The organism is Rhabdochlamydiaceae symbiont of Dictyostelium giganteum (assembly GCF_964291045.1).
Taxonomy (GTDB): domain Bacteria; phylum Chlamydiota; class Chlamydiia; order Chlamydiales; family Rhabdochlamydiaceae; genus PALSA-1444.
Genome location: NZ_OZ197277.1, coordinates 544,837 through 567,906, shown reverse-complemented (window position 1 = coordinate 567,906; position 23,070 = coordinate 544,837). Strand labels below are relative to the sequence as shown.

11 protein-coding genes are annotated in these 23,070 nt (G+C 37.4%); 5 read left to right on the top strand and 6 right to left on the bottom strand.

Annotated features, from left to right (window positions below; genetic code table 11):
• The 4 genes from mraY to ACI7T6_RS01900 all read right to left on the bottom strand — a co-directional run bounded on the left by mraY (nucleotide 1) and on the right by ACI7T6_RS01900 (nucleotide 5,749).
• Nucleotides 1–1,209: a phospho-N-acetylmuramoyl-pentapeptide-transferase gene (gene mraY, locus ACI7T6_RS01915; RefSeq protein WP_404665908.1), complete on the bottom strand. Its 1,209-nt coding sequence runs from the start codon at nucleotides 1,207–1,209 to the stop codon at nucleotides 1–3.
• A gap of 286 nt (nucleotides 1,210–1,495) precedes the next feature.
• Complete coding sequence (gene murF / locus ACI7T6_RS01910; RefSeq protein WP_404665907.1) at nucleotides 1,496–2,845, bottom strand: UDP-N-acetylmuramoyl-tripeptide--D-alanyl-D-alanine ligase; 1,350 nt, start codon at nucleotides 2,843–2,845, stop codon at nucleotides 1,496–1,498.
• A 128-nt stretch (nucleotides 2,846–2,973) separates the two neighbouring features.
• Nucleotides 2,974–4,500, bottom strand: coding sequence for a CHAT domain-containing protein (locus ACI7T6_RS01905; RefSeq protein ID WP_404665906.1), 1,527 nt, complete (start codon nucleotides 4,498–4,500; stop codon nucleotides 2,974–2,976).
• Entirely contained in the window at nucleotides 4,481–5,749 is a 1,269-nt protein-coding gene (locus ACI7T6_RS01900; RefSeq protein WP_404665905.1) for a tetratricopeptide repeat protein, read from the bottom strand. Before ACI7T6_RS01900 ends, ACI7T6_RS01905 begins: the two co-directional genes overlap by 20 nt.
• 491 nt (nucleotides 5,750–6,240) lie before the next feature.
• Here ACI7T6_RS01900 and ACI7T6_RS01895 point away from each other — a divergent pair, with 491 nt between their 5' ends.
• The 4 genes from ACI7T6_RS01895 to ACI7T6_RS01880 all read left to right on the top strand — a co-directional run bounded on the left by ACI7T6_RS01895 (nucleotide 6,241) and on the right by ACI7T6_RS01880 (nucleotide 12,253).
• A complete protein-coding gene (locus ACI7T6_RS01895; protein ID WP_404665904.1) occupies nucleotides 6,241–8,334 on the top strand; it encodes a TPR end-of-group domain-containing protein in 2,094 nt (697 codons plus the stop codon).
• A gap of 122 nt (nucleotides 8,335–8,456) precedes the next feature.
• Nucleotides 8,457–10,241: a membrane protein insertase YidC gene (yidC, locus tag ACI7T6_RS01890; RefSeq protein ID WP_404665903.1), complete on the top strand. Its 1,785-nt coding sequence runs from the start codon at nucleotides 8,457–8,459 to the stop codon at nucleotides 10,239–10,241.
• On the top strand, nucleotides 10,238–11,551 hold the full coding sequence (locus tag ACI7T6_RS01885) for a DnaA ATPase domain-containing protein (protein ID WP_404665902.1): 1,314 nt from the start codon (nucleotides 10,238–10,240) through the stop codon (nucleotides 11,549–11,551). Before yidC ends, ACI7T6_RS01885 begins: the two co-directional genes overlap by 4 nt.
• A 9-nt stretch (nucleotides 11,552–11,560) precedes the next feature.
• Nucleotides 11,561–12,253, top strand: a complete 693-nt coding sequence (locus tag ACI7T6_RS01880; RefSeq protein WP_404665901.1) for a putative quorum-sensing-regulated virulence factor — start codon at nucleotides 11,561–11,563, stop codon at nucleotides 12,251–12,253.
• Nucleotides 12,254–12,273: 20 nt separating this feature from the next.
• Here the strand turns inward: ACI7T6_RS01880 and ACI7T6_RS01875 are convergent, their stop codons facing one another.
• Both ACI7T6_RS01875 and ACI7T6_RS01870 read right to left on the bottom strand, forming a co-directional pair.
• On the bottom strand, nucleotides 12,274–16,230 hold the full coding sequence (locus ACI7T6_RS01875) for a tetratricopeptide repeat protein (protein ID WP_404665900.1): 3,957 nt from the start codon (nucleotides 16,228–16,230) through the stop codon (nucleotides 12,274–12,276).
• 231 nt (nucleotides 16,231–16,461) lie between these two features.
• Nucleotides 16,462–18,294 (bottom strand): ABC transporter ATP-binding protein, encoded by a 1,833-nt coding sequence (locus ACI7T6_RS01870; RefSeq protein ID WP_404665899.1) that lies wholly within the window; start codon nucleotides 18,292–18,294, stop codon nucleotides 16,462–16,464.
• 566 nt (nucleotides 18,295–18,860) lie between these two features.
• On the opposite strand from ACI7T6_RS01870, the gene ACI7T6_RS01865 reads away from it, so the two are divergent.
• Nucleotides 18,861–22,973, top strand: a complete 4,113-nt coding sequence (locus ACI7T6_RS01865) for a hypothetical protein (RefSeq protein WP_404665898.1) — start codon at nucleotides 18,861–18,863, stop codon at nucleotides 22,971–22,973.
• Nucleotides 22,974–23,070: the final 97 nt, after the last annotated feature.

Below are 23,070 nucleotides of genomic sequence, written 5' to 3'. Positions count from 1 at the left end.
TTAATGTACCTTTAAGGAGATGAGTCCAATGACAGCCAAAATGAGCCCTATGATCCAAAATCTTAAGACAATCTTTGTTTCAGGCCACCCTTTATACTCAAAATGGTGGTGCAAAGGGGTACATAAAAAGACCCTTTTCTGGTTACGCCATTTATAGCTTGTGACTTGAAGAATGACAGAGAGCGTCTCAATGACAAACACGCCTCCCACCAAAGCTAAAAGAGGCTCACACCGTAATAAAACAGCGCTCACTCCAAGCACACCTCCAAGAGCTAAAGAGCCAGTATCTCCCATAAACACTTGAGCTGGGTGTCCGTTGTACCATAAAAATCCAAGACACGCCCCAACGGTTGCAAAGAGAAAGATCGCAATCTCTCCTGATCCTTCAATATATAAAATATGTAAATATTTAGCGATCTCTGCATGGTTAGATAAAAAAGCCACAATCCCTAGAACCCCTGCCACTAATACCACACACCCACTTGCTAGTCCATCTAATCCATCGGTGAGATTCACTGCGTTAGATGTTCCTGTAATCACAACAATAGTCATCACAGCTGCAATCAAAGATATTCCTGTCACTGTTTTAAAAACGGGATATTTATAGAAAGGGATGTAGTAATGGGTCATGAATTCTGTCTGCGGATACACAATGGGAGAGTCTTGAGACTCTGTAAAAAAGTCTTTTGCAATAGGAGCTTTAAATCCCACCTTCTCCTCAACCAGGCTTGAAATGCCAGGAATGAGGCTATAGCCTGCAATGCAGGCTGCAAAAATGAGCTGAAGTCCCATTTTTTTAGCAGATGAGAGCCCTTTACTGTTTTTATGCTTGAGCTTTAAATAGTCGTCATACGCCCCCACACCGCCAAGCCAAAGGGTTGTGATGAGTAAAATCCATGTATAGCTACTAGAAAGATCCATCCACAATAAAAGCGCCATCACCATCGAAAATAAAATGAGAAAACCTCCCATCGAGGGTGTATTTTTTTTCTTCTCATAGAGCTTTACAAGAAGCGGGCAATCTTCTTCTACCCTAAGCGTCTGCCCCGTCTTAATTTCATACAGTTTTTTGATCCACCAGGGACCAAGTAACATCATGATGAGCCAAGCTGTTAGCGCTCCTAAAAGCATCCTTGTGGAAAAATCAAAGAGCGCAGAAGGAAGAGAAATGCCGTAATGGATGAGAAGTTTAAATAATAGCATTAGCATAGTGCCATAAAACCTGAATGAGAATTAATTACCAAGGAGGCCTCTTTTATCAAAAAAAGGAACATTTAGTTTAAGAAATTTGATCAATTGACCCCAAGGGAAAAGAGACACTCTCTTGATTTTTTTTTATCCCTCTTGAAGAAAAAAAATCTACGTTAACTCCTCTTAAAAGAGGTCGCATTTTGAAAATAGAGCGCTTTACCTAAATAAAACTCTTTTATCTCGATTAAAACATCCTACTTTTTTACTTAACTGGTCCAAAATAAGAAAATCCCTTCAACAAAAGTTACTCTAAAATGGTCCACAATTTGTGACAGTTAGACCCTTTGAGGAGCACAATATCTTTAGGTCTTACAAAAGAAAAGATAAACTCTTTTAATGCGTTAAGAGAGGGATATAGTATCGCCTCCCTCCCCTTCTCTTTCCACACTTCAATCATGGGAGAGCACTTTGATCCTAAGCAAAAAAGATGATCTGCCTTATCTAAGGCGATTTGACCGACATACAGGTGCCCTTCATCAGAATACGGGCCTAAAGTAACCATTTCAGCTAAGACAGCAATCACTCTTCCACCTGGCAAGGGGGGAGGGAGATTTTCAAACGCTGCCTTCATCGACTCTGGGCTTGCGTTATAGCTGTCATTGATGAAAAGGACTCCATCTCTTTCAATTTTTTCAAACCGGTGATGAATCAGTTTTAAATCTTCTAACCCTTGAAAGATCTCTTCCCATGAGAGGTTCATGAACCTAGCTAAAGCTATCGATCCTACCATATTTTCACAAAAGTGCGTCTCTACAAAGGGAAGGGAAAATAGAGGGCTAAAAGCGTCTCTCTCTTGAACTCTCCACCCGGGGACTAAACGTACATCGCTCTTATCTCCAAGAGAAAAGGTGATCTTTTGAGATGGGCCTTTTTCTTGAATAGAGGGGTATTGATACGCTCCTTGTTCAATGAAGGCCACTTTGGTTTGAGGGTGAGAGAGTATCTCTGACTTAGCAAGGGCTACATCTATAATATTTCCTCCTACTGTATCCAGGTGAGAGTGCCCTATCTTCGTGATGACAGCAATATCAGGAGGTAGGATATTCACTAAGTTCTTGATCTCCCCCTTCCTGCTCATCCCCATCTCAGCAATAAAGACCTCTTCTTTTCCTAAACTGTTTAAAATCACAAGAGGAAGCCCGATTTGAGAGTTTTGATTGCCAGGTGTTTTAGCAACCAAGAATTTTTTGGAAAGAAGCGCTGCGATAAACTCTTTTGTGGTTGTTTTCCCCACAGATCCTGTCACTGCAATCACTAACTGAGAGCGCTTTTTTTGCACCTCTTTTGCAAGATTTTGCAGGGCTGTAAGAACATCAGGAACGGCTATTAAAGGTAGTGTTTCTTTTTTTTTAGAGTAAGCCTGATCCACAACAGCTGCAATAGCCCCTTTTTGCTCTGCAATCTCTAAAAAACCATGACCATCGTGATGAGCGCCTTTAAGAGCAAAAAAAAGAGAGCCCTTTTGAATATTTCTGCTATCCACTGTAAAATGCGTGATACGCCTTTCAATACACAGGGTTACAAGAGAATCCCAGGTAATATTTCCATCTTCAAATAAACTAGATTCTCTACTTTTTTGCTCTAATGTTTTCAACAGATTCTCTTAGGTAAGTTAGATGATCATTACCCTCCTAGAATCCTCGATTACACACTTTGAAATCAATCATTTCTCTTTTTAAATAAAAACTCTTTCTTCAAACTTCTCATCACAAGAGGAGAATTTCACTCTATAAATCCTGATAAGAAAAATGATCCCCATTGACGCGGGTTATCCCGCTCTGTTTTCATCGCCATCAAAATTGCTCGCTGAAGAGCTTTTGCTTTATCAAGTTTTGGAGTCCCTATACCTAAATAGTGCTTGTAAAAGGTCTCTACCATCTTCACTGTCATCTCTCCTTCAGGAAGTGGCCAGTAACTAGCAACGGTGGATTTAGCTCCTGCTCCTAAGAAAGACCAAATAGGCCCAATACTTCCCTCTTTTTGTAAATTACCTCTTCCTAAATGGCAAGCGCTCATAAAAACAAGATCAGCTTTTAGGGAAAGGGAATTGACTTCTTTTGCATGCAGCTCTCCCCGTGAATGCTTCATATCTGGGGCGAGCTTAAAGAACCCTTCAAAAACAGAGTAAGGGTCATCTTGAGGCTTCTCTTCTGCAACTCCGTGACAAGCAATATGAATGACTCTGGCATTAGGCGCATGTTGAAACACACTCTCTACTGTGGCCTTTTTTTGAATACATAACTTATTTTCAAAACTTTTCATCATAGGTAAAATGATATCTTTTACTTCCCGCTCTGCATGTTCTAAGTGGTTATCTTTTTCATGAGGAGTCGTAGGGTTACCCATGAGAAGCGTTTGGGAGGAGAGTTCTTTGGGAAGTTGATCTAGAAGAGAAAGAACTTGCATAGACGGAGCTACGGAAATGGGATAACTTTCAATCAAGTATCGATTGGTTTTAGTATTATAAAACGCTCCAAAAGGTAAATGAGCTAAAAAGCCATCTGGAATAAAGGTAAGCGTCTCTTCAGAATTTGGTGAAGGTAGGTACCCTTCTAAAGGATTAATTAAGAGGTCATACCACACTGAGAGCTTCTCATGAAAGAGCTGGTTTGGCTTTTTTTCACCTCTTGTAGGACGTTTAGCATCTAATTGATAGGGAAATGCTTTAAAAATGAGATCTAATTTTGAAAATGTATCTTCTGGGATAGGTAGAGAAATCGATTGAGGCATTTTACCTTTTGAAGAAATAATCCACACTTGAATAGGTGGCTTCTCAGCATTGAACTGAGTAAGGGAATATGTCACAAAAGTTGTAGAGAGCTTTTCCGCGAGCTTTTGTATCTCTTCAAGTGAAAGAAGGTTAGAAGAAAAGTCTTGATTCTCTTTAGAAGAGAGTTTTTGAGACAGGAGGAAAGAGAGGGCCCGAGACCTTCTTGCATCAGAAATTTCTAATGCCTGAGCCTTTTTCTCCTGTAATAACGATACTTTTTCTAGACCTATATAAGGTTTTACTAACTCCTCAAATAAAGTGATTTGCCACTGGGCCTTCTTTGCATTATGCTGAAGAAAAACATTAATCTTGATGCTTTTCCAAAGACACTCTTCTGCTTGAAGATACTCTCTTAAATCCCGGTAGGCATTTCCTAAATTACAGTAAACCCTCCCTTCTCTTGTTTTATCTTTAAGCTCTAGAGCAATCTCTAGCCCTTTCTTATAATAGCTGATGGCTTTATGGCTCTTTCCTAACACCCGGTAAGTAATTCTCTTCTCCTACTTTGTCTTTAAGCCTTAGAGCAATCTTTAACCCCTCCTTATAATAGCTGATTGCCTTGCGATTCTCCCCTAATTCTCGGTAACAATTTCCCAAGTTATGGCACGTATTTCCTTCTCCCCCTTTATTTTTAAGTTCTCGAACAATTTTTAAACTCTTCTCTTGATAGCTAATGGCTTTATAGTACTCTCCTAATTCCCCATACACATTTCCCAAATTACCATAAGCGACCTCTTCTCCCGCTTTATCTTTAAAATCTACCGCAATCTTTAAACTCTTCTCATGGTAGCTAATTGCTTTATGGTTCTCTCCTAATTCCATAGAAGCAGCTCCCAATCGGCTATAGGCTCTTCCTTCTTCTGCTCGGTCTTTAAGTTCTAATGCAATTTCTAAACATTTTTCATGATAGCTAATGGCTTTATGAGACTCTCCTAACTCCATAGAAGCATTTCCTAAATTGCCGTAAATCATCCCTTCTCTCATTCTATCTTTAAGCTCTAGTGCTATCTTTAAACCCTTCTCATAATAGCTGCTTGCTTTACGGTACTCCCCTAAACCACCATACGCATTTCCCAAATTACCGTAAGCTGTCCCTTTCCCTTCCGTATCTTTAGAATCTACCGCCATCTTTAAATGCTTCTCATGATAACTAATGGCTTTATGGTACTCTCCTAATCCCTGATAGGCATTTCCTAAATGGCTATAAGCTGCCTCTTCTCCTTTTTTGTCTTCAAAATCTACCGCCATCTTTAAATGCTTCTCATGATAACTGATGGCTTTATGGTACTCTCCTAAATTATCGCAGGCCACCCCCAAGTTACCATAAGCCCTTCCTTCATTTATCTTTTCATAATTAATATTTAAATATTTTTTAAAATATTCAAATACTTGACTATACTTCTCTAAACCTTCATAACTATGTCCTAGACAGCTAGATATTCCCCTTGTTCTTAATCGAAGAGCCTCTTCTTCTGATATTAATTTTAAAATATTACCTTTTTTAAAAAGATAGGGTTGAGTTTGAATTTCTCGAAATATCTGGCTAGTTATTCCCTTGTAGATCTTCCCTTGAATTTCTAACTCAAAAAGTAGCTGGATTTTGGCAATCCCTTCTGGTGTTGGATCTGAAAAAGAATAGAGCCGAATTTTATCATTGGAAAGCTTAGAAGAAGCGGTAGGAATTTTAATAAGCCCGGCTTCACTTAAAATTTTTGAAGAATTTTCCATCTATAACCTCATAGGTTTTTTATGAAAAATCCACTATGAATTGTAAGATTATATTTTATCAATATCTTTTCAATTGAAAACTCACTCAAAAAGTATTCCTCTTAATTGTAAGACCCCCCCCCGTTCTCTTTGTGATCATAACCCTTACCTAATGCTATGAAGCTACTGATCTAAAATCTTCTCTTCCGCCTGATTTACCCCTTTTGTCTTTAAAAAATGATATGTCTTGAACTCTTCCCCCCTTTTGATCCATAAAAAGTAGCCCTAAAATTAGGCATTAATGGCCCCAACCACTCCATTCAAAAGGTTTTTACCCTTGTCTTCGTGTTTATTTTTTATAAAAAATGATTTTATGTTACCCGTTGATTTCAAAGATGTTAAATCTAATATTCAATCTTTATCCCTTATCCTAGGTGATGCCCTTCATTGAGATAAATGGGGTTTTAAGGTACAATTAGCCTCTTGAATCTTGTATAATGGAAGGATAATTTATGAGTGAACATGATACACTTTCTTGGTCACCTGATAAAAATCTGGGGCAATTAGTAGAAGAGCGTGTTTTACAGTTAGAAGAACAAGCTAAAGACCTACTTATCAATAAAAATAAGGAAGGACTTGCTCTTTTTCAAGAGGCAGAGCTTCTAGATCCTCAGTCATTATACCTCTTATTAAGACAAGGAAAAACTCTTTTAACCTTGGGAGCTTTTCAACAAGATGTCATCTTACTCAAAGAAAGCGCTCAAAAATTTGAAAAGGCTCTCATCCTTGATCCTACCTTATTTGAAGTGTGGCATACGTCTGCTCAAGTATTTCAAGCGATGCACCGTATTTCAAACGCATTTACCTATCTTGTTAAAGCCAAAGAAAAAATCACTACAGCGCTCACTCTTTTTAAAACAGATGCCATGGCCTCTTCTGTAAAACTGCTATGGGATGCGGGTCTTATTGAATATCAAATTTTTAAGCACTCGGGTGAAGTGTCTGACCTTGCAAAAGCTATTCACCATTTAGAAGAAGCTGCATTAGAAGAGATGCCTGCAGAGTTTTGGAGTGATCTAGGAAAAGCTTATGCAAGCTTATCTCAGCAAGTAAGCGATATGAAGCCTCTTTTAAAATCGATTCAAAGTTATAAAACCTCTCTTGCAAAATCTCTTCCTAATATCCAAGCGTGGATAGGACTTGGCCTAGGACTTAAAACTCTCTTTAGTTTGACACATGACCTAGACCATTTTCAACAAGCGTATGACTGCTTAACAGCTGCCTCTCAAATGAATCCTACAGATTTTGATTTATGGAAAGAGAGAATTACACTTCTCATTCAAGCTGCAAGACTGAAAAAAGATGCCCAAAAACTGAAAGTGGCTCTTGAGCAGTGCAAAGCTGCAGCAACGATTTTAGTGCTCCCTCCTGTGACTGTCTTAAGATTAACGCACGCCTCTACTCCTTTAGAGGAATATAGGGATGATCAAGAGATGCCAGAGCTCTTTTCTCCTAAAACGCTCTCAGAGCTCTCTTTTCTCTTTACACTCTGGGGAGAGGCTTTTGCTCTTTTAGGAGAGTGGGAAGAGAGCATTGAATATATTAAAGAGGCAGAGCGTAAGCTGGATCAAGCAGAAAGCTTTATGGGTGAAGATGACGGCTTATTTTTAATCCAAGAGGGAAAAACCTTATTTTCTTTTGCTGCTTACTATGAAGATATCGAGTTTTACTACCAAGCGCTATCCAGATTTCAAGAAAGCGTCTCTTTAGATAGGACTCTTGAAGAGGGATGGCTATGGATGGGAAAAACCTACGCTGCGCTCTTTAATCTCACGCATGATGGACACGACCTTGCAAAAGCGGTCCGTTTTTATCAAAAGTCGCTGCATTTACGTCCAAATCCCTCTTTGCATTTTGAAATTGCCTCTTTGTTTGTCATTCAAGGAGAATCGAGTCATGAGCTTGAGCTTTTAGAGCAAGCAGCTGAATACTTTGAGCACCTCTTTCAAACTCACCCCTCTTTAGGATATCAACACCCCAAGTGGTTTTTTTCCTATGGAACGGCGCTCAGCTTAATTGGGCAGCTTAAAGAAGAGGTCTCTTTTCTCAAAAGAGCCTTAGAAGCTTTCATCTGCACTCTCATGTTTAATCCAAATCACCCAGGTGTTCACCACAGATTAGGCATCCTCTACTCTCACCTCGGTAATGAAACCGACAATGTGAATGATTTTTATAGGGCCCTGCAACATTTACGCCTCGCAGAACAAAGCTCTACGGAGTGTGATATGGTCTATATTGACTGGGGCATGACGCTAATGAGTCTTTCAGAATATGCAACCGATCAAACCATGGAAGAATACACCCTTCATGAAGCTGAAAAAAAACTGATGATGGCTGGAAAACTGGGGAACCAACAAAGCTACTACCATCTTGCTTGTCTCTATTCCCTGAAAAAAATGCTGGATCTCTCTTTACACTACCTCCACAAAGCATTTGAGGCTAAAGCGCTCCCCTCTTTTGAAGAGCTTCAAGAAGATGAGTGGCTAGAAACAGTCCGCCTTTATCCTGGCTTTCAAGAATTCCTCGCTCTTTTGCAAAAAAACTGATATCGTTTTAACTGAAACGTTGTCACACCTCTACGAGATGATGAAAAAAGAGCGATAGCTGATGAAAAGAGAGTCATCTTTTTTAAGCTGTCTATCAATTGCTAACCCATAAAGAGATTACCATGGACCGAAAATCACTCCTATTTGTCGTTTTAATGACGACAACCTTTTTTGCACTGAACCATTTTTTATTCCCTCCTCGAGAGCTTAGACAACAACCGATCCAAGAGATGGCGCCTATTCAAGCAGTGAGTACTGTACCTGAGTCATCAAAAGAAAAATTTTATGTGATTGAAAATGACTACCAACAGCTTGTCATCTCTTCTCTTAACGGTGCGGTTGCAGAAATCAACCTCCCTTTACAAACCCCCTCTTCTCCAAGCGTCATTAAGAAAATCAATATCGATGACATTTTAGAAAAAGATTACCCTCAGCTGGATCACTTCCCTGCCTCTTCTTACACATCTTACCAAGGGAGTTTTCCTCAAGGAAAAGTCGGCGGCTACTACCCGCTCTTAAGAAGAAATCTCTCTCCTTATTATTATGCGCTCTCAACAGCTACTTCTGATCCAGAAACCGCTTTAACTCAATACCGTGTAAAAAAACTTGAGAAAAACTGCATTGAGTTAGAAGGCATAACAGGCGGCATCACTCTCACTAAAACCTATACACTCCCCTTAGAAGCCTCAAAAACGCCGTATAGTTTTGAGCTTAAAGTTAAAGCTCATCAAGACCCTAGCGCTCTTCACATCACAACAGGAATCCCTGAAGTCGAAATCATTTCAGGAAACGCCTCTCCCTCTCTGAAGTATCTCTATAAAAATCTTCGTCAAAGAGAGATTGTGCAGCTGATTAGCCTCCCTAAAAAAAGCCTTGTTACTATTGAGCGGCATCCTGAGTGGGTTTCTAATTCTAACGGTTTTTTTGCGCTTCTTTTAAACCCCGAAAAAGGGATTGAAACATCCATTCAAGCAGAGCAGATTGCAGGGGAAAAAGCCCCCTCAAGACTATCTAGCATTGATGCAGAACATGACAGATACCCTGTCAATCAGTTTCCAGGCTATAACATCCACGTCCCTTTGAATAAAAATACAAAAGAGTACACATTCCGCGTCTTTGCAGGTCCTCTAGACTCTACAATCCTTAAGCAAAATGATGCGGTCTTTCATGCAAACTTCTCTGGTATGCAGTCTCTTCATGGATGGTTTGCTTTTATCTCAGAGCCTTTTGCCCAGTTTCTTTTCTTACTCATGAAACTATTTCATGCTACGATCCACTCTTGGGGATTTTCCATCATCTTATTAACGATTGCTTTAAGACTCATGATGTACCCTTTAAATGCATGGTCTATTAAATCGACACTCAAAATGCAAAAGCTCTCTCCTAAACTTGCAGCCCTTCAAGAGCGGCATAAAAAAGATCCGAAGAGAGCGCAAATTGAAATCATGAATCTCTATAAAGAGCACGGCGTCAACCCATTAGGGGGATGTCTTCCTCTTTTAATTCAGATGCCCTTTTTAATGGGAATGTTTGATTTATTAAAATCGACATTTGAGCTAAGAGGCGTCTCTTTTATTCCCGGATGGATCCCAAACCTCACCTCTCCAGATGTTGTCTTCTCATGGGGCACACCGCTCTGGATGCTGGGGAATTCTTTCCACCTTCTGCCTGTTCTTTTAGGGGTTGTGATGTTTTTCCAACAACGGATGAGTACACCTCAGACAGCTTACGGAAAAGAGCCCTCAGAGCAGCAAAAGCAGCAGAAAATGATGGGAAATATTATGGTTGTTGTCTTCACGGTGTTATTTTATAAATTCCCCTCAGGGCTTAACATCTATTGGCTCTCATCGATGCTCCTTGCCATTTTACAACAGTGGTGGACAAAGCATAAAGGCATCCGTGTGTGAAAGAGTGGGATCTTTTCCTTGAAAAGCAAAAAGATCGGCTAGGATCCGATGCGATTGACCGTTGGGTCAAAAGCCTTAAGATCGTCGATTTTGATGCGGTAAATCTCTATCTAGAAGCCAGTGACCCTTTCCAGGTTCACTGGTTTGAGCAATATTTGCGCCCGCTTGCAAAAAGCTCCTTTAAAACAGCTAATGGTAGAGCGATTCAAATTCACCTCTCTTTAATGGGATCTGGAGCGGCTAGTTTAAAAAAAGAGTGGAAGCCTACTCTTGATCTTACAGCAGATTTTCTCATCTCTACTGCCACTTTAGACTCTTTCTTTCCTGGGGAAACAAACGATTTGCATTTTTCTTTATTTAAAGAGTGCATTAAAGATAATCAGTTTAACCCTCTTTATCTCTATGGCCCTAAAGAAACAGGAAAAACCCATCTTCTCATGGCAGCTTGCCAAGAATTTAAAAAACAAAACAAGTCGTTTTTTTACATTAAAGCCGATAGGTTTACGCAGCATATTGTTGCAGCCATTCGGTCAGGGCTCATGCCTCTTCTAAGAGAGCACTACCGTAAGCATGATGTGTTAATCATCGATGAAGTAGAAACGCTAGCTGACAGGAGCGCTTCTCAAGAAGAGCTCTTCCACACCTTTAACGCGCTCCATTTAGCAGGAAAACAAATCATATTAGCAGGAAGAGAGCTCCCCTCTCAGCTTAAAGGGATTGAACCAAGACTAACTAGCCGTTTTGAATGGGGCCTTGTGCTTTCTTTAAGCGCTCCTTCTCCTTTAGATCTTCACAACTACTTTAAACAAAAAATCATCTCAAAAAATATCCAGCTCCCTGAGCATGCGGTGCATTTTTGTCTCGCTTCTTTTCACTCCATCCCGTTACTTAATAGAGCAATTGACCTTTTAAGACCGCATCTAAAAGACACCCTCATTACAAAAGCGCTTTTAGAAAAGTGGCTACTGCCTCTTTTTAAAGAAGAGCAAAAAAAGGCGCTCACACCTCAGGTGATTTTAAAAGTGGTGGCGAGATCTTTTGATCTTCATGTGACAGATTTACTGGGTAAATCGCAATCTCAAGACCACACCTTTGCAAGACAAATGACGATGTATCTCTGCCGTCACCTTTTACATCTTCCTTACGCGCAAATTGGAGAAATTTTCTCAAGAGATCACTCCACAGTGATGGCAAGTGTTAAACTGATTGATAAGAAAATGCAAGCCCAAGAGTCGGTTAAAACCACCATTGAAGATCTTTCAAAAACACTGAGTCAAGATAATTTACATTTAGCTCATGAACTACTTTAAAGGAAAAGTATGCCCTTAAGACCCATCTATTACGATACAGAAACAACAGGCGTCCGTTCTGAAAAAGACCGTATCATTGAAATTGCAGCGTACGATCCTATCAGAGATGCAACTTTTGTTAAGCTTGTTAACCCTGAGTGCCCCATCCCTGCGGAATCAACAGCCATTACCTCCATTACAGATAGCATGGTTGCAGATGCCCCTACTTTTGGAGTTGTAGGATTAGAGTTCATGGAGTTTTGCGGAGAAGATGTGATCTTAATTGCCCATAACAACGACCGGTTCGATAAACATTTTCTTGCGGCAGAAGCTGCTAGAGCAAATCTGATTTTCCCTGCCTGGAAACAGTTTGATACCCTCAAATGGGCCCGTAAATACCGGCCCGATCTTCCCAGCCATGCGCTTCAAGCGTTAAGAGAAATTTACGGTTTTGAATCCAATCAAGCTCATAGAGCGCTAGATGACGTGATCACGCTTTACCGTATTTTTTCTGTGATGTTTGATGATATCCCGATTGAAACCGCTTTTTCCCTTCTTTATGAAACACAAGATATTAACCGGATGCCGTTTGGGAAATATCAAGGAAGAGCTCTTTCAGAAGTGCCTCCTAACTATCTTGATTGGCTCAAGAAAAATGGCGCTCTTGATAAGATAGAAAATAAAGATCTAAAAGAAGCTCTTGCTAAACTCAATCTCATTTAAAAACCACATGGGATTCATACTCAGCATGATCCCATCAATTTTTGATTTCTTTTTATGTAATGGATAAAATTTTTCAAGTCGATAACCCGTGTGATATCTAGTTCAAAGGCGCGGATGAAGAGATCTCCTCTTGAAAGAATGGTCTTCTCATCAAAAAGAAGAATTCCGTCCCTATCATCCATCATCATAGCTGCTAAGTGGTAAGCTCTGGCTTCATATGTGCCTAATTGAACGGCTCTCATCAGAAGCTGTTTACAAGATAGGGTGACCCCATTTAAAAGCTCAATATTCTCTATCTTTTGATGAAAAAGCTCTTTTCCTAGAAGGAAATAAGGTAAGCTGTACTCTGGATTAATATCGATGGCTTTGAGATAAAGCGCCTCTTTTGAAGCATAGCTCTTATCATGAATGATGAAAGCATCTTGAAAACTTGTAGCAAGAGCCACATAAGCCTCTTCACAAGAGGGCCTATACTTAAGAAATTCAAGTAAAAATTCCTGTTTCTTGGTCAAATAAAGCTCATCACTAATACCCAGATGATCTAAATTTTCATAACGGCTATTTATAGATTGGGGAAAACCTTCATCTTGAATATAGGGATGCTCTTTAAGATATTCTCCAAAAATACAGAGATATTTAAATTCTGGGCCTTTAAGTTCATACCCAGAAAGCATTCTCGCTAATATTGCGTAAGCTCCTAAGCGATCCTTTGTCATTTGATAAACTTTTTCTAAAATTTTATGAAATAAATTGCCCTTTCTTAACTGTTCATGAGGATAAAATGATTCTGCTCGCCTTAAGAGATTTGTAGGATTCTTCTTATGTGCGCTAGCCTCTTCATAGCAGCCTCTTTTGTCATAAAACTTTCCATCCAATAAAATGCGCTCCTCAGGATGCAGTGCATCACCTATTTTTGTGAAAATAGACTTAAATAAATGCTGTTGATAGGCATATGTATAGGCCATTAATTTCGTAAATTTGACTCCATCTTGTAGTATAATAGGCTTTCTGGAAGAGAGATAATCTCCCACTTCTCTATCTCCCTGACGCTTTAAATATAGCGATGAAAGAAGTGGAAGTGCATGTTCATAAAGGGCTTTTGCAGAAAATACCTCTCCATTTTTGAGTGTTAAAGAAGCCCCTTCCTTGAGTAGCCGAGCTCTTAAAAATTCATCTTCAATCGTAAATTTATTATTTAATTCTTGAAGAAGAGATTTTGTTTTATGAGATAGATGAGAAGCAATAGATAAAAAACCCGAAGCGAATCGCGCACTAAAAGTATTAATGGGATCTAGATGAACAACCTCTTTGAAATAAAATTCACTATCTACTTCCATTCCATTGTTTAAATGAATAGGGCGCCCTTGACTGATTGTAATTAAGTTGAAATAACTTTCTATGCTATTTGGATTTTTTTCAATTTCTTGAATATAGATGGCCTGTAAATATTTCTTAGCTTGAGAGGGGACTTTTCCAGATGAGAGTTGATCTATACCCTTGCAATAGAGTTCCTTCTTTGTGTAGATCCCCTCATTTGAAATTTGAATCGTTTCGTCATCTTTAAGAAGATTTGCAAGATTAAAGCAAGCCTCTGCATCTTGAGGGTTTAGCTCAATGAGCTTACAATAAAGGTCCTTCTTTGTATAGGTTTCTCCATTAAAAAACGTTATTATTTCATCTTTTTTCAAGCAAGCCGCAAGATTAATATAAGCATTTTGATTTTTAGAGTTTAAATCAAGTACCTCAAGATAAAGCTCTTTTTGGGTATAGGTTTCCCCACTTAAAAGCTCTATCTCTTCATTTTTTGCTAAAAGAGTAGCAAGATTAAAATAGGAATCTTCATCTGCAGGATTTAAATCAATTACCTTAAGATACAGCTCTTTTTGAGTATAGATTTCTCCATTTAAAAGCTCTATATCTTCATTTTTTATTAAAAGAGTAGCGAGATTGAAATAGGAATCTTCATCTGTAGGATTTAAATCAATCACCTTAAGATAAAGCTCTTTTGGGGTATAGACTTCCCCATTTAAAAGCTGAATTGTCTCATCTCCTGCTAAAAGAGCAGTCAGGCTAGAGTAAGCATAACCATCTTTAGAGTTTGAATCAATCGCCTTCAGATAAAGCTCTTTTTTTGTATAGATTTCCCCATTTAAAAGCTGAATTGTTTCATCTCCTGCTAAAAGAGCAGCAAGGCTAGAGTAAGCATAACCATCTTTAGAGTTTGAATCAATCGCCTTAAGGTAAAGCTCTTTTTGAGTATAGATTCCCCCATTTAAAAGCTGAATTGTTTCATCTTTTTCTAAACAAGATGCAAGGTTACTGTAAGCGTTCATATCTTTAGGATTTAACTCAATCGCCTTCAGATAAAGCTCTTTAGTTGTATAGATTTCTCCACTTAAAAGCTTTACCTTTTCATCTTTTTCTAAACAAGACGCAAGGTTATTGTAAGCGTTCATATCTTTAGAATTTAACTCAAGTGCCTTAAAATAAAGCTCTTTTTTTGTATAGATTTCTCCACTTAAAAGCTTTGCCTTTTCATTATTTTCTAAAAGATTCGCAAGGTTATTGTAAGCGTTCATATCTTTAGGATTTAACTCAAGTGCCTTAAAATAAAGCTCTTTTTTTGTATAGATTTCTCCACTTAAAAGCTCTATACATTCATCTTTTTCTAAAAGATTCGCAAGGTTATTGTAAGCGTTCATATCTTTAGAATTTAACTCAAGTGCCTTAAGATAAAGTCCTTTTTGTGTATAGATTTCTCCACTTAAAAGCTCTATACATTCATCTTTTTCTAAGCAAGTCGCAATATTATTGTAAGCGTTCAAGTTGTTAGGATTCAAATCAATTACCTTAAGATACAGCTCTTTTTGCGTACAGATTTCCCCACTTAAAAGTTGGACTGTTTCACCCCTGGCTAAAAGAATCGCAAGATTATAGTAAGAAGCTTCATTGTCGGGATTTAATTGGATAGCTTTAAAATAAAGCTCTTTAGCTGTATAACCTTCTCCATTTAAAAGCTGAATTATTTCATCTTTTTCTAGAAGATTTGCAAGATCATTGTAAATAATTTCATCTTTAGGATTTAAATCAATGGCTTTAAGATAAAGCTGTTTATTGGTATAGACCTCCCCGCTTAAAAGCTGAACTATTTCATCATCTTCTAAGGAACTTGCAAGATTATAGTAAGCATTTTCATATTTGGGGTTTAAATCAATTGCCTTCAGATAAAGCTCTTTTTTTGTATAGATTTCCCCGTTCAAAAGCTGGACTGTTTTATCCCCTTCTAGAGAGCTTGCAAGATTACAGTAAAAATCTTCAACTTTAGGGTTTAAATCAATGGCTTTCAGATAAAGCTCTTGAGTTGTATAAATTTCCCCGTTTAAAAGCGTTACCCTGTCATCATTTTCTAAAAGATTTGCAATATTATAGTAAGGATTTTCCCCTTTAGGATTTAAATCAATGGCTTTTAGATAAAGCTCTTTTGATGTATAAACGTCTCCATTTAAAAGCTGAACCGTTTCATCATCTTCTAAAAAATTTGCAAGACTATTGTAAGCATTTTCATATTTAGGATTTAACTGGATAGCTTTCAGATAAAGCTCTTTTTTTGTATAGACCTCGCCATTTAAAAGCTGAACTGTTTCATCATTTTGTAGAAGCTTTGCAAGGTTATGATAAGCATTCCCCTCTTGAGAATTACAATTAATTGCCTGAATAAAAAATGTTTTGTCTATGCCAGATTTATCACTCAAGGGCTCTATGGCTGGATGTGTATTTAAAACATCTGACCCATCATCAATATTTTTATTGGTATTTGCTTTTAAAATACCTTTTGCGACCTGATCTGTTTTTGAAACTTCTACTTTGAGTTTTTTAGAGGAATTTTCATCATTACTTCTTGCTAAATGTGATAAATTTTCTGGGGAATCAAGAGACATTGATTGATCTGCTATTAAAGCATAAGGTCTAATTGTCATATGATAACTTTTGGGTTATGTTTTTCAGCTAAAAGGTGATCAAAGGATATCAAGTTATCACTTGATCCCCTAGCTTACCTATTTGTGAGATATTGGATCTTATCAATATTTTCAGTTCAAGTAAAGCACGAATTAAAAAAAATTATACGCTGTATCCTGAATATTACACCCTTTAAAGCTCAGATTATTGAGATCTTTTTGCTTTATTTTTATATAGAGAAAGTAGGTATTTTACCCTGCGCCACTCTCTTCTTTATGACTGAGCATATCCCACATCAATCGGAAAGGCTCACAGCTTTTGAGAAGTTCCTCTTTTGTCCCTTCTGCCAGCTTAACACCTTGATCGAGAAAGATAATACGGTCAGCATGTTGAATGGTCCCTAATCTATGCGCAATAATAATTTGAGTCACCTCTCCATGCAAATCTTGAATGGCTGCCTTAATTTTATGTTCACTTAGCACATCTAAAGAAGAGGTGGCCTCATCAAGCACTAAGATGGGAGCTTTTTTCACAAGCGCTCTTGCAATCGCTAGTCTCTGCTGCTGCCCGCCGGAGAGATTTTGACCTGACTCTGCCACTAAGCTCTCATACCCAGAAGAGAGCTTTGTAATAAACTCATCAGCGTGTGCTTTAATGGCAGCTTGTTTGATCTCTTTCTCTGAAAACGGTTTTCCAAAAGAAATATTTGCTGAAATAGTATCTGAGAAAAGAAACGGTTTTTGAGGAACAAACCCGATTTGCTCACGGATCGATTTTTGGGTATAGGCTGAAAGCGGTTTTCCATCAATGGTAATGTTTCCTTCTTGCACCTCATAAAGGCGAGGAATGAGCTGCACAATGGTGGACTTACCAGATCCTGTTGGACCCACAATGGCAACTGTCTCCCCTTTTTTCACCGTAAAGCTTAAATCTTTTAAGATCCACTTCTCTGCATAACGAAATCCCACATGATGAAACTCAATTTTATCTTTAAATTCTGTCAGCATGATGGCATGAGGGGCATCTTCAATTTCAGGTCTTAAGTGAAGCACTTCAAACATCCGCTCTGCAGCTGCAATACCCCTTTGCATATTGGCATTCTCATCTCCAAATTTTTTAAGCGTTTCATAAGAGAGTTGCAAAAAGCCACAAAAAATCACAAGCTGGGAGACAGAAATGCCAAGAACTAAAAGCCCAAATAACACAACTGATGCAAGACAAATGGTTGTGATGAAATGGAGAATAGGCCGTGTTAAAAGAGCATATTTTGCATTTTTACTCTCTAGCATCGCCATACGGTCATTTTGCTCTTCATACTTTTTAAACGAAAAAGACTCCATGGCAAAGATCTTCACCGTTTGAATTCCAGCTAGAAAATCAATGAGCACAGAGGCAAATTTTTCTTGATTAGATTGCAAAAGCTTAGACACTTTCCTCACCCGCTTTGCAAGCGTTACAATCGGAAAAGCAATGAGAGGAACCCCTAAGAAAACAATTAAAGAGAGCTGCCATGAGCTGATAAAGCAGGTGATGAGGGTGATCAGAACCGTAAAAGGAGCGTGAAGGTAGTTGGTTAAAAAGGAGTTAATAGATAATGCAATTTGATTAGCATCTCCTACCACTCTTGAAGAAAGACTTCCAATATTATGCTTTTGATAAAAACTCATCGGAAGCGTTTGAATATGCTCAAAGTATTGAAGTCTTAAATCACGGCTAATACGAATCGCCATGATTTGAGTCATATATCTACTCCAAAATAACGCAAGCGCTTTAAAAAGAGCGACCCCTAACAGTACCGAAATCAGCACCGTAAAGCTAGAGACTTCGCCAGAGAGAGCTTGGGCCTTTCCAATAACCCACTGAAGAGGGTTTTTTTCATCACTACTTCCCGCTAAGTTTAAAATAGAGGGAGAAATTTTTTGATTAGAGGCTAGCTGAGAGAGCGTATCTGCATTGATTAAAATGCCCAGTGCTGAAATTTCCAAAAAATTTGCAATCGTTAGAGCAATCAGGGTGAGAAAACTTGTGATGAGAAGAGCCAGATGCTTTCGGCTCCTTAGAGCTGCTTTAAAAAGAAGAATCATAGTGGTATATAGTTTACTGAGAATAGGAGTTTAATACCATGAGCCAAATAGATTTTAGAAGGAGAAAAAAAGCTCTTCCTACTAACGAATTTTACACTAAGCGTAAAAAAATAAAATTTTCTAAGAAGTTTTTATCAATGCCAATTCCAGATTACATAAAAAAATAAAATTTTTAATTTTTATCTATTTTATTTTTTAGAAAATGGTTGAAAAAAGAAAATATGATATATTTTGTTTTTTTGAAATGCAGCTGATATGCTGTCATCAACAACAAGTAAGAAAAACTAGGTTGGAGTCTAATACCAATAAATATCAGTGACTTATCTTAAGTAAAAAATCTCTCTTAAAAAATTAAAAGGAAAGATTTTTTGAAATATAGGCTATATATCCAGATAAACAAGAAAAAACCTACGCTTAAAGATATCTTTGCGGACTAAAAAATCTATTGGTTAATCTAAAACTGCCACTAAAAAAACATCTTTCTCTTTTTACGCTGTTTAGCTATATTCACTCCGTTTGATTATAATAACATCATAAAATTTTTACTTTTTTTAGTGAGATGACCTATGACAATTAGACCTCGCACATCTTTAGAAGAAAATAATACCCTCCCTTCTAATGAATCTTTATTACCTTCTTCTCCTGAAGACCATATAAAGAAAATATGCCCATCTTCTTTAAAAGAGGCGTCTCATCTCTCACAAGAAGTCCAGCAACAAGGCCTTGGAAATATTTCTTTACTTCAAGGATTAAATAACTCTTCATCTCCATTAGATCCTCAAAAATACACCTACCCTTCCTTAACCTCAGATCCGGTATCTATAGATAAAATATCTTCTGCTATGCAGACCTTTAAATTGCCTTTAGATCATCAAATATTTAATCCCCATCTTAGCTTAATAGAGATTGAAGCTATTCCTAAAGAAGAGTGGATTAAAGCACTGCACGATCATCCTGATCAAGGGGTCTTATATTGCCATCTTGTGAATAAGCTCACTCATCAAGAAACCGTTACACTTTTTGAAAAACACTTAAAAAAAGAAGATTTAATTATCAAAGCAATAAAGTGTGGTCATAGCGCTCCTGGCTTACAACGACTTTATGAAAGCCCCTCTTTATTAAAAGATCCTTGTTTTGCCTCTTTTCTTGAAAAACTCTCTATTGCTGATTTCTCTTCTGAAGTCAAGCTGTACAACTATCAACTCATTTTCACAAGTCTTCTATATTACAGTAAAACTTATGATGCTTATCAAACTATTCAAAAGCTAATCTCCCTGATTCAAAAAGAAAAATCTATTACAAGTTCTTATTTAAATGAAGAAGAGGCATTTAAACAAAGTGAGAAAATCTATGAAGAGTTTCTAATATCTATTGACATCCATCAAAGCCCCTTATCTCAGGAAAATCTTGAGCTGGCATTTCAAAACCTCATATCTCAGCAAGATTTATTAAAAAATAAAGAACTTTACCCCTACTTTGCTAAAGTGATCTTTGTTAAAGGACAATCGAGAGGACTGAGTGACATGATTATCAAATGGGTGTTTTCCTTAATTTCAGAGGCTATTTGTGATGCGCCCCATAGCTCAAGACCGTATGCACTTCTTGCAGATTGCTTAAAAGATTATCGTTATGGCTGGAGTAATGGGATCAATAAAAACCATCCAAGAGCCCTATTTTATTTAATAAGTATTCATCTGAATCCCTCTCAATTTGCTGCTTATTATGGACTCTTGGACTTTTATTTTTCTTATGAGTCAACCTTTACTGATTCTATACTTCCCCAAGAATATGTCCCCTCTTCTACTGAATATATCCTCACCTTAATTGATCACACGCTTCTATCATACGAGGATCTAGTAACAAAAGTCATTCAGTTTATGCCTTTGACTTCTAGCTCTTTAAATGTGTGCAGTATGGGACAAGCCCATTTTATCACGTTGAATCAATGTATCGCAAAAATTTGCCAAAGACGAGAAAGTCCTCTATCTATCATTCAACTGTTAAATACGGAAGAGTCTCTCTCTCTTTTCTCTCCTCAAAAAGGGTGTTATATCTACCAATCTTTTCTGTATGCCGTATTATCGAGGTTGCTTAATCGACAATCTTTTTTTGACAATTCTATCCATCTAACAATCCAGAATATAGAAGCATTATCACCCTTTTTTAAATACTATCAGCAAAATAACAACTTGGATTCTCTTACGGATAATCTAACCAACTGCCCTTTTGCTCAGATGGTTCATCCTCAAAGCTCTTTAGATGAGCTTTCTGTAGTTCCCTTAGAGATATGGGTGCAAACTTTACAAAAAAATCCTTCAAACTCCCATTTTTATTGTAACCTAGCTAGATTTTTTATAGACAATTATTCACAAAATTTTCTTGTCTATAAGCAAGAACTGATGAACCCTGAAGTGTTTCTACAATATCACGATCTTATTTATGAACAATCTAGCTTCTCTCCTCATCTATTTTTGACGCTAAATAATATCCTTTACAATGGCGATTACTATGAAGATCTTCATATTATTAGAGCTCATAAACACTTGGACAGTCCTAGTGTTAATAACAATCCTAGTATTCAAACATATCAAAACGCTCTTAATGTTCTTCGACAAAAGATAAAAGAACTGTTTCCTTATTTTATCCTCAGTTTATACTTTAGAGCTTTAGAGCATGGCCCCTTAAATTTTTATGCTTACCGTTATTTAGCAGATTCTCTTCAAAGCATCTATCATGCTCATCCCTCTGTGATCCAAGGTATCGCTCAGCTTCTTCGTATTACAGCATTTAATATTGATCCTCAAGATGTGGATAATATTCTTTCTATTGCAAATATTTCTTATTATGAAATAGAGCCTCAAATTTTGAAGAGAGTTTCTCTCAATCAGCAGCAGCTCTTTACAAAAGAGTTAGCAAGAGAGCTTTTTTATCTCATCCAGCAAGGAAATCAACTTCATCTTGCTGTAAGGCAAAAAGGGATGATGGAAGATCAAAGCAGTGTTTATCAAAAGATCATCCATTCCCTTCAGCTAAATCAATCTCTTTCTTTTGAATCAATCGAAAAAAATATTCCTGCACTTATTCAACAAATAACTACTTTTTTTCCTCAGAGCACTCTTTATTTTAAACTTTCTAGTAAAAATTTTCCATACATTCAATATAATACCAGTCAATCTCAATTTTGTGTCAGTTTTTATGAACTGGATGCCTTCTTTGGATTATTTCAACCAATACCCCATCAATCCCACCCTTTAGATATTAAAAAGATTAAGAACTTTCTCTATCTTGAAACCCGCATAATTTCAAGAATTCCTCTCTTAACTTGGCTTATTGAAAAAAGTTTCCTAACTCACCATATAAAACTTGAACTATACAAAGTGCTATGTAATGTCCCTATTGATGTATGTCTTAAATGGAGACGTTTTTCTTCTGAAGAAATACAAGAATTTAATATTGAGGATCAAGAAGAAATAAAGCATTTTATGGAATATAAATTCCGTACTCCGATTGAGAGTCTTTTATCTCTTGAAAAACATATAGAATTAAATAAAATAATAACAAAATCACAGAGGAATAATTGCTGGCAATATTCTACCCATGCTTTTATCTCTAGACACAATCCATGGCGTGCACTAAATAATCATACAGTTGATCATTTAATAGCGTATATTGGATTGCCAAAAGATAGGATGATGAGTGAAATATTCTATTCATATATCGCTCTTGGAAACCTCTTAACCCCTAATCAATCTATTCAAGCTCCTTGGTGCCTTGATGTGAAGCAGATGGTGACAAAAAAAGAAATTTATATTAAGGCGCTTGAACTCTTTAATAATTACCATTCTCGTTACGATTTTTTCATAGATCATCCATTGAAAAAAGCTAGCCTTTATACAAAAATTGCTGATCTATTAGAAATAAATGAATCCCTTCGTCCCGTATTAGACCAAGATGATTTTGACGTTATTGATCCCAACAGTTTTTATGTCATCATTAAAAATCCTCGTTATAGCTTCTTGCCTTCTCTCAAAGCTTTAACTCCATTAGATTTATACGTTGAAGCGCTTATCTTAGATCCTACTTTAATAGAGGCTTTTCTAGGGTTAGAGCGGCTCTCTCTCTCCTCTTACTCCTTTCAAACAAACGGCTTTCCTTCTAATGAAGAGCTTTATGACAAAACAGTTCGATTACTTCAAGCTCCTCTAGATGAAGGAATAGAAGAGAGCGAGCCTATTAGCGCCTACTTTTGTTTTAAAAAACAAACGCAAGAAGTGAGAAATGTGGATCGCTCTCTTCAAATCACTAGCTATACTTTATCCTCTCTTAAACCTCTCTATCTCCATTTAATTGAACGGAGTTCAAATGCTCCTCATCCCTACTATTTTCTTGCAGAGCAGCTCAAAGAAGGAGAATCTATTCAGCTTATAAATGGAGTATGGACCTCAAAAAAAGAACTCTATCAACGCGCTGTGCAACTTGAGATCAATCATGCACACGCCTATTACCGTTTAGCAAATCGGCTATCTCCTAGACAAGGCGTTCCTCTCTGTGATGGGAAAACAATTCTTTTTAAACTCGATCTTTTAATACTAGCCTTCATATTAGAGCCTGACTCTCCCTTTTACCTGAAGGAACTTATTATGTGTTTGAAATCATTAACGATGAAAAATTCCTCTTAAAAATATCAGCGTTTTATTCTAAAAACCCAATAAAAAGATTAAAAAATGTAAACACCCGGGCAACTATTATATAGAGAAGTGCCTGATCTAATTTTGA

Bases quoted from the DNA above. Each gene is read 5' to 3' on its own strand.
- mraY (WP_404665908.1), bottom strand. From the start codon at position 1,209: ATGCTAATGCTATTATTTAAACTTCTCATCCATTACGGCATTTCTCTT.
- ACI7T6_RS01900 (WP_404665905.1), bottom strand. From the start codon at position 5,749: ATGGAAAATTCTTCAAAAATTTTAAGTGAAGCCGGGCTTATTAAAATT.
- ACI7T6_RS01895 (WP_404665904.1), top strand. From the start codon at position 6,241: ATGAGTGAACATGATACACTTTCTTGGTCACCTGATAAAAATCTGGGG.
- yidC (WP_404665903.1), top strand. From the start codon at position 8,457: ATGGACCGAAAATCACTCCTATTTGTCGTTTTAATGACGACAACCTTT.
- ACI7T6_RS01880 (WP_404665901.1), top strand. From the start codon at position 11,561: ATGCCCTTAAGACCCATCTATTACGATACAGAAACAACAGGCGTCCGT.
- ACI7T6_RS01875 (WP_404665900.1), bottom strand. From the start codon at position 16,230: ATGACAATTAGACCTTATGCTTTAATAGCAGATCAATCAATGTCTCTT.
- ACI7T6_RS01870 (WP_404665899.1), bottom strand. From the start codon at position 18,294: ATGATTCTTCTTTTTAAAGCAGCTCTAAGGAGCCGAAAGCATCTGGCT.
- ACI7T6_RS01865 (WP_404665898.1), top strand. From the start codon at position 18,861: ATGACAATTAGACCTCGCACATCTTTAGAAGAAAATAATACCCTCCCT.